At 56.4% G+C, this 6,438-nt stretch carries 6 protein-coding genes and 1 pseudogene; 4 read left to right on the top strand and 3 right to left on the bottom strand.

What is annotated here, in order from left to right; genetic code table 11:
- Both RT613_RS16455 and ilvD read right to left on the bottom strand, forming a co-directional pair.
- Positions 1–274: pseudogene (locus RT613_RS16455) on the bottom strand (hypothetical protein); the annotation flags it as partial.
- 160 nt (positions 275–434) lie between these two features.
- On the bottom strand, positions 435–2,270 hold the full coding sequence (gene ilvD, locus RT613_RS16460) for a dihydroxy-acid dehydratase (protein ID WP_313617047.1): 1,836 nt from the start codon (positions 2,268–2,270) through the stop codon (positions 435–437).
- Positions 2,271–2,581: 311 nt separating this feature from the next.
- Between ilvD and msrP the strand changes: the two genes are divergently transcribed.
- Both msrP and msrQ read left to right on the top strand, forming a co-directional pair.
- Complete coding sequence (gene msrP, locus RT613_RS16465; RefSeq protein WP_313617049.1) at positions 2,582–3,523, top strand: protein-methionine-sulfoxide reductase catalytic subunit MsrP; 942 nt, start codon at positions 2,582–2,584, stop codon at positions 3,521–3,523.
- Position 3,524: 1 nt separating this feature from the next.
- A complete protein-coding gene (gene msrQ / locus RT613_RS16470; protein ID WP_313617051.1) occupies positions 3,525–4,184 on the top strand; it encodes a protein-methionine-sulfoxide reductase heme-binding subunit MsrQ in 660 nt (219 codons plus the stop codon).
- On the opposite strand, the gene RT613_RS16475 is transcribed toward msrQ, so the two are convergent.
- Positions 4,135–4,566 (bottom strand): DUF2809 domain-containing protein, encoded by a 432-nt coding sequence (locus RT613_RS16475; RefSeq protein ID WP_313617052.1) that lies wholly within the window; start codon positions 4,564–4,566, stop codon positions 4,135–4,137. The two genes, msrQ and RT613_RS16475, sit on opposite strands and share 50 nt — an antisense overlap.
- Positions 4,567–4,624: 58 nt before the next feature.
- On the opposite strand from RT613_RS16475, the gene RT613_RS16480 reads away from it, so the two are divergent.
- Positions 4,625–5,497, top strand: a complete 873-nt coding sequence (locus RT613_RS16480) for a DUF817 domain-containing protein (protein WP_313617054.1) — start codon at positions 4,625–4,627, stop codon at positions 5,495–5,497.
- A 66-nt stretch (positions 5,498–5,563) separates the two neighbouring features.
- Entirely contained in the window at positions 5,564–6,373 is an 810-nt protein-coding gene (locus RT613_RS16485; RefSeq protein ID WP_313617056.1) for a carbon-nitrogen hydrolase family protein, read from the top strand.
- Positions 6,374–6,438 lie beyond the last annotated feature (65 nt).

Consider the following 6,438-nt stretch of genomic DNA (forward strand, 5'->3'; position numbering starts at 1 on the left):
ACTTGATATTGCTGGAACCATTGAGTGCATACCCATTATAGGAGCGCTCCGCCTGTCGTTTTCCATCGACGCTCACCACCACGGCTTTCAGCGTAGAAAGTTCCTGTGCCTGCCGCAAGATCGGATCAAGCCGTGTGGCTGAACCCGGACCGGCCACCGGCGACGTGGCGCCTGATCCGGCAGGCGCAGCACCATTACCGGAACTGGATTGCGCCCGCACGGCCTGAGCGAGCGGCAGGGAAGCGAATAATGTCAGAGCGGTTCTTCTTTTCATCAACTGTATCTAGGACACGAAAACCCGTCGTAAAGAGCCCTCACCCCATGTCACCTAAACGTGACAGCGATTTAATGACCGCGCTTGGCGAGCGACATAACAAAAACGCCGCCCCGATATCTCGAGGCGGCGTTCAAAACTCGAACAAAGGAACCAGAGATTATTCCGGCAGAATGCGCACGGCACCCTTGTCAGCACTGGATGCGAAAGCCGCATAGGCCTTCAGCGCCGTGGTCACATTGCGCTTGCGCGGTGCGGCAGGCTTCCAGCCCAGCTTGTCCTGCTCGGCACGGCGTTCTGCCAGTTCCGATTCAGAAACCACCAGATTAATGGTGCGGCCGGGAATATCGATGGCAATGGTATCGCCCTGGCGCACCAGACCGATTGCCCCCCCCTGACCTGCCTCTGGCGAGGCATGGCCGATGGAGAGACCCGATGTACCGCCGGAGAAACGACCATCAGTGATCAGCGCGCAGGCCTTTCCGAGACCCTTGGATTTCAGGTAGCTGGTCGGATAGAGCATTTCCTGCATGCCCGGACCGCCCTTTGGACCTTCGTAACGGATGACAACAACGTCACCAGCCTTGACTTCATTGTTGAGAATGCCCTTCACGGCGGCATCCTGGCTTTCAAACACAACGGCCGGACCGGTGAATTTCAGAATGGATTCGTCCACACCAGCGGTTTTGACGATGCAGCCATTCAGCGCGATGTTGCCGAACAGAACGGCCAGACCGCCATCCTTGGAGAACGGATGTTCAACATTGCGGATGATGCCGGTTTCGCCGTCGGTATCCAGTTCATCCCAACGCGAGGACTGGCTGAAAGCCACCTGTGTCGGAACGCCACCGGGAGCGGCCTTGAAGAATTCACGAACGGTTTCGCTGTTGGTGCGGGTAATGTCCCAACGGTCAATCGCGTCACCCAGTGTCGCCTCATGCACCGTCGGGCAATCACGGTTGATCAGACCACCGCGATCCAGTTCGCCGAGAATGCGCATGATGCCACCGGCACGGTGAACGTCTTCCATGTGAACATCCTGCTTGGCAGGCGCAACCTTGGACAGGCACGGAACCTTGCGCGACAAACGGTCAATGTCTTCCATGGTGAAATCGACGCCGCCCTCATAGGCCGCCGCCAGAATGTGCAGAACCGTGTTGGTGGAACCACCCATGGCAATGTCCAGCGACATGGCGTTTTCAAACGCTTCCTTGCTGGCAATGGTGCGCGGCAGAACGGAGGTATCATCCTGTTCGTAATAACGGCGGGTGATATCAACGATCAGGTGACCGGCTTCCACGAACAGACGCTTGCGGTCGGAGTGTGTGGCAAGGGTGGAGCCGTTACCAGGCAGTGACAGACCGAGCGCCTCTGTCAGACAGTTCATGGAGTTGGCAGTAAACATGCCCGAGCAGGAACCGCATGTCGGACAGGCGGCGCGCTCAATGGCCTTCACGTCCTCATCGGAAATCTTGTCATCGGCAGCAGCAACCATGGCGTCAACCAGATCGAGCGCAACGGTCTTCCCGTGCAGAACAACCTTGCCCGCTTCCATTGGACCACCGGACACAAACACAACAGGAATGTTCAGGCGCATGGCAGCATTCAGCATGCCGGGGGTGATCTTGTCACAGTTAGAAATGCAAACCATCGCGTCGGCGCAATGCGCATTGACCATGTATTCCACGGAATCAGCGATGATTTCGCGCGATGGCAGCGAATAAAGCATGCCGTCATGGCCCATGGCGATGCCATCATCCACGGCAATGGTGTTGAATTCCTTGGCAACGCCGCCAGCAGCCTCGATTTCGCGTGCCACGAGCTGGCCCAGATCCTTCAGGTGAACGTGACCCGGAACGAACTGCGTGAACGAGTTGACCACGGCAATGATCGGCTTGCCAAAATCGCCATCCTTCATGCCGGTCGCGCGCCACAGGCCGCGAGCACCGGCCATGTTGCGGCCATGGGTTGTCGTTCTGGAACGGTAAGCAGGCATGGTGTTTTCCTCGATCTTCAAGCCTTGCGGGAAGCACAACGCTAAAACATGCGCAGAACTGCCCGACTTTTTGATAGTTCTCTAGCGCATCTCCACCGATGTGTCACTGTCACCTTTGGCAAATACAGTACGGTTCGGTACGGTACGCATATTTCTTTGCTTTCAAAATGCGCAGCTATCATCACGAATACGCGATGTGCATGCCTTCGACCTGTTTTTTGCTGCGGTCGTGAAACATATCTTGTGTATGCGACGTAGTAGGCATCATAACATGAAATGAGGCCGACGAGTTCGTCGCGGAGGAGAATATAATGGCTGTTTACCGTCCACCCCATATTGCTGCACATGATATCACCCCACGCGACACCTATTTGAACCGCCGCAAGTTCATGGGGGCTGCCGCCGGTTTTGCTCTGGCTGGCGGCGCTGCCGGCAGTGCCTTTGCCGCACCTCTCACCGCAAAACCCGGCCCGTACAAGATCGATGAAAAGCTGACACCGCTTGACGCGGTGACCGGCTACAACAATTTTTATGAATTCGGCGTCGGCAAATCCGACCCGAAGGACAATTCCCAGCACTTCAAACCAACGCCCTGGACGGTGAAGGTGGACGGCCTTGTTGGCAAGCCGAAGGAATTCGGCATTGAAGAACTGATGAAACTACAGCTGGAAGAGCGCACATACCGCATGCGCTGTGTCGAGGGTTGGTCGATGGTCATTCCGTGGATCGGCTTTCAGCTCTCCACCCTGCTTGATCTCGTTGAGCCGCTTGGCAGCGCCAAATATGTCTCGTTTGAAACCGTTGTCCGGCCCGAAGAAATGCCAGGGCAAACCGGCCTGTTTCAGCCGCTGAAATGGCCTTATGTCGAAGGCCTTCGCCTTGATGAGGCGCGCCACCCTCTGACCATCCTTGCCGTTGGCCTTTATGGCGAAACGCTGCAGAACCAGAATGGCGCGCCCATTCGCCTGGTCGTTCCATGGAAATACGGCTTCAAGGGCATCAAATCCGTCGTGCGCATATCGCTCGTCGAGGAGCAGCCGGAAACCACGTGGAAAAATTCCAATGCCCGGGAATACGGCTTTTATTCCAACGTCAATCCCAAAGTCGATCACCCCCGCTGGAGCCAGGCGACAGAACAACGTATTGGTGAAGGCGGCTTCTTCGGCACGCAGAACCGGCCAACCCTGATGTTCAACGGCTATGATGACGTCGCCAGCCTCTATAGCGGTATGGACCTGAAGGCGAATTATTGACATGGCTGCAGGGCTGTCTCTTCCAGCGCTTCCCCGTCGGTTTCATGCGGCCAGCGTCTGGGCGCTTTACATCATCGGCCTCTGTCCGGCCGCCTGGTATTTTTACCTCGGCGCCAGCGGACAGCTTGGCCCCAATCCGGTCAAGGATTTTGAACATCTGCTCGGCATCTGGGGCCTACGGTTTCTGATTGCCACGCTGGCCATAACGCCGCTGCGCGATTTTACCGGCATCAACTGGATCCGCTACCGGCGGGCGCTTGGCCTTCTCGCCTTCTATTATGTGGTGATGCATTTCGCCACCTACATGCTGCTCGACAAGCGGCTGGACATGGCCTCGATCATCGCCGATATCGCCCGGCGACCCTACATCACCATCGGCATGGCCTGTCTTGTTCTGCTCGTTCCCCTGGCGGTGACATCCAACAACCTGTCCATTCGAAAACTCGGCAAAAACTGGGTCAGGCTGCACAAGCTGGTTTATCTCATCATCCTCGGCGGCGCGCTGCATTATTCGATGGCTGTCAAATCCATCACACTTGGGCCCTTCATCCACATGGCACTACCGGTTCTGCTGGTTACCTATCGGTTGGTGCGGCCGAGGGTCATGGCATTCAAGAAGCGCAAGAACGGCGCGACCACCGCAAGAGCCGTTCGGCAATAAAGGCGGCAGCCGTGATACCGGTGATGTAACAGACAATATTCCACGGCGAAAAAACTCGCCCCAGCAACAGGGTGCCTAATGCGGTATCGCGGAAGGCATCAAGGGGCGGAAAGTGCACGAGCCGGATTAACTCCACCACCACAGCCGAGGCAATGGCAACCATCAACCGCCACTGCAGCGAGTGACGGACAAGCAGCGTGGCAATCAGCAAATAGACCATCGATCCCCACAGGATCGAGCCGCCATATTTCACCACCCCAAATGGCAGGCCGATGGAATAGCCAAATTTCCGCAGCGACAGGCCCAGCACAATCACCAGACATGCGCCTGAAAAATGCCCGAGACGCGCGGAATAAAACCGTGAAAACGGCGACAAGGCCATGTCGATTCCCTCTGGGGTTGCTATAGCTGTCCGACGTCTAAAGGAACGGGAACAGCCCATGACCACCGAAACGACATTGAACAGTGGCCGACTTTCCGCCTTAGACGACTATCTCTGCGATACGCATCCCTGGGGCGAACTCAAAGGCATAAAACGCTTTATCATCGAGTTTTTGTATTTTGGCATCAAGGAAGCCCGCGCCTGCATGTTTGCCGGGTTGTTTTTCCTGTCCATCTTTCTGGTGCCAAGAGACGGCCTGCTTGGCCTGCCCCGTTATGACGTGCTGCTGGTCATCGCCCTTGCCATCCAGTTCTTCATGATCTGGAGCAAGCTGGAAACGCTGGACGAGGCAAAGGCCATCTTCCTGTTCCACATCGTCGGTTTTGCTCTGGAAGTCTTCAAGACATCCGGCAGCATCCAGTCCTGGTCCTATCCGGACTTTGCCTATAGCAAGCTGTTTGGTGTGCCGCTGTTTTCCGGCTTCATGTATGCCGCCGTCGGCAGTTACATCATTCAGGCCTGGCGCCTATTTGATATCCGCATCCGTCACCACCCCAGCTACTGGATGGCAACGCTGATCGGGCTGGCCATCTACGCCAACTTCTTCACCCACCATTATATCGGTGATTACAGGTGGTACATCGCTGCCTGCGCGCTTGGCCTTTACGCCCGCGCCACCGTCGTTTACCGCCCCTATGACCGTGACCGGCGCATGCCGTTGCTGCTGGCCTTTGTGCTGATCGGCTTTTTTGTCTGGTTGGCGGAAAACATCTCCACCTTCTTTGGCATCTGGGCCTACCCCAACCAGCTTGGTGCCTGGTCCATGGTGCATCTTGGCAAGTGGAGTTCCTGGTCACTGCTTGTCATCATGACCTTCACCATCGTCTCGCATCTCAAGCACATCAAAAGCTGCATCTCCGTGCCGGATTGACCGATGCCTGCCTGATGTAACCACGTATGTTGAGGTGAGCCGACACCAAACGAACCGAGGTTTCCGATGAAGATTGCAGCAGCCCAAAGCATCATCACAGGTGACATCGCAGAAAATGGCAGAACAATCCGCGCCCTGATCGAGCAGGCCGCACACAAAGGAGCACGTCTCGTCAATTTCTGTGAAGGCGCCTTATCGGGATATGCCAAGGCGCAGATCAACTCACCCGAGAACTGGCTAGATCTTGATTGGACCACGCATGACACCGAACTTGCAGCGATTGCCGACACCTGCAAACGCCTCAATATCTTTGCCGTGGTTGGTTCTGCCCATCCCCTGCCCGCACCACATCCACCACACAACAGCCAATACGTGTTCAGCGATGATGGCAGCCTGATTGGCCACTATGACAAACGTTTCCTGTCCCACAGTGAGCTGCAGGGCTGGTTCACGCCAGGCACGCAAGCCCTCACCTTCGAGGTCGATGGCTACCGCTTTGGATGCCTGACCTGCATCGAAGTGCAATTTCCTGAATTGTTCATGGATTATGAGCGCCGTGACGTCGACGCCATCCTGTTTTCATCCTACGGCATCAGAAGTTTCTTTCAGATCGCCTTGCGCGCCCATGCCGGTTTCAATTGTGTGTGGATCAGTGGCGCCACGCCGGCGCAAACCGCCCATGAGGGACCGGCCGGCATTATCGGCCCGGATGGCAAGGTCGTGGCTCACTGTGCCGCAGAGCAACGCAACCAGCTTGCTTTTGCCACGCTTGATCGCAACGATCCGAGCTTCGACGGTGCGCTCAACAAGGCACGCCCCTGGCGTCGACAGGCGCGTCAGGGTAATATTTACCGCAAAAAACAGATCAAGCCATGAGAGCCTGAAAGTGAGCGTCCGGTGAGCCGTTTTTGCTGATTGGGCAAATCGGGCGATGTTCTGGC

It is taken from the genome of Agrobacterium sp., assembly GCF_032092815.1.
Taxonomy (GTDB): domain Bacteria; phylum Pseudomonadota; class Alphaproteobacteria; order Rhizobiales; family Rhizobiaceae; genus Agrobacterium.

What these genes read in the sequence shown, in the direction of transcription:
- msrQ (WP_313617051.1), top strand. Translation starts at nt 3,525, where the DNA reads ATGGCTGCAGGGCTGTCTCTTCCAGCGCTTCCCCGTCGGTTTCATGCG.
- RT613_RS16480 (WP_313617054.1), top strand. Translation starts at nt 4,625, where the DNA reads ATGACCACCGAAACGACATTGAACAGTGGCCGACTTTCCGCCTTAGAC.
- RT613_RS16475 (WP_313617052.1), bottom strand. Translation starts at nt 4,566, where the DNA reads ATGGCCTTGTCGCCGTTTTCACGGTTTTATTCCGCGCGTCTCGGGCAT.
- msrP (WP_313617049.1), top strand. Translation starts at nt 2,582, where the DNA reads ATGGCTGTTTACCGTCCACCCCATATTGCTGCACATGATATCACCCCA.
- RT613_RS16485 (WP_313617056.1), top strand. Translation starts at nt 5,564, where the DNA reads ATGAAGATTGCAGCAGCCCAAAGCATCATCACAGGTGACATCGCAGAA.
- ilvD (WP_313617047.1), bottom strand. Translation starts at nt 2,270, where the DNA reads ATGCCTGCTTACCGTTCCAGAACGACAACCCATGGCCGCAACATGGCC.